The following is a 1312-nucleotide window of genomic DNA, read 5'->3' as shown; positions in this document are numbered from 1 at the left end:
TGACCCGTCCTGAATAGCGTTGACACGTTCCTGACTTAAATCCGGAGAACGTGATGATGACTGAGTTCAAACGTACCCAACGTGATTATCCTCTATCCTTTAAAATAGCTGTCGTTGAGCAGGTCGAAAAAGGCGAGATGAGCTATAAACAGGCCCAGCAACGATTTGGCATTCAGGGGCGCTCTACCGTTCTTGCCTGGCTGCGTAAATATGGCCGGCTTGACTGGAGCCCCGGATTTCCTGAGCCCGTGAAGAGGACGTGGCCTGTGACTCAGACAAATATCCCACTCACACCCGAGCAAAGAATCAGAGAGCTTGAAGAGCAGCTTGAGCTGGCGAATCAGAAAGCTGAGTTTTTTGAATCTGTTATCAATGTTCTGAAAAACGATTACGGGGTGAGAGTCGTAAAAAAGCAGCCCGGCAAGTCCTCACGCAAAGTCAGGCCACGAAAGTAACGGTAACGCGTGCATGCCAGTTCCTGGGGTACAGCAGGCAGGCGTGGTATCAGGACAACGCAAGGTGCCGAAAACGACAGGAACATAATGCGCAGGTTCTTGATTTTGTTCTCCGTGTCCGGTGCCGCCAGCCACGAATGGGGACACGTAAACTGCACTATCTGCTGAACAGTCAGGCGGATGGAATACTGAATATCGGGCGTGACCGCCTGTTCAGTCTGCTGGATGAACACCGGCTTCTGGTGCCTGTGAAACGCGCATACCACAAAACCACCAACAGCCACCATCGCTTTTACCGGCACCCTAATCTGCTGAAGCCCGGCCCCGGACAGGTGACCGCCCTTGAGCCGGAGCAGGTCTGGGTCGCCGATATTACTTACCTTGCGCTGCGCAGTGGCACCGCTTATCTGAGTCTGGTCACGGATGCCTGTTCCAGGAAAATCATGGGCTACCATGTGGGGGAAAATCTGCAGACGGAGAATGTGGTAAAAGCGTTCAGGCAGGCACTGAAACAGAGAAAAGAGACAGGTCCCCTGATACATCACTCTGACAGAGGGCTGCAATACTGTTCAGCACTTTACCAGTCGGTACATGAGAAAAACGGGATAACCTGTTCAATGACAGACGGTTATGACTGCTACCAGAATGCTCTGGCAGAGCGAATAAACGGGATCCTGAAAAATGAGTTTTTACTCTCGCGCCCGGCTGACCTTGAGCAGGCCAGAATGATGGTAAAAGAATCTGTGGCAATCTATAACCATGAGCGGCCGCATCTTGCCCTGAAATACAAAACGCCCGATGAGGTTCATCAGGCGTTTTACAGGCAGAAAACTGTCAACCTATATCAGGACTAGTCA

At 51.4% G+C, this 1312-nt stretch carries 1 protein-coding gene; it reads left to right on the top strand.

What is annotated here, in order from left to right:
• Positions 1 to 53 precede the first annotated feature (53 nt).
• A protein-coding gene (locus tag M8318_RS00275) for an IS3 family transposase (protein ID WP_262660582.1) occupies positions 54 to 1309 on the top strand; the annotation gives its coding sequence in 2 pieces (ribosomal slippage) (positions 54 to 405 and positions 405 to 1309; 1257 coding nt in all).
• The last annotated feature ends 3 nt before the right edge of the window (positions 1310 to 1312 follow it).

Source organism: Leclercia tamurae, from assembly GCF_025566055.1.
Taxonomy (GTDB): Bacteria; Pseudomonadota; Gammaproteobacteria; order Enterobacterales; family Enterobacteriaceae; genus Enterobacter; species Enterobacter tamurae.
Note: the sequence above shows the minus strand (reverse complement) of the source record. Positions and strands in the feature narration are given on the sequence as shown.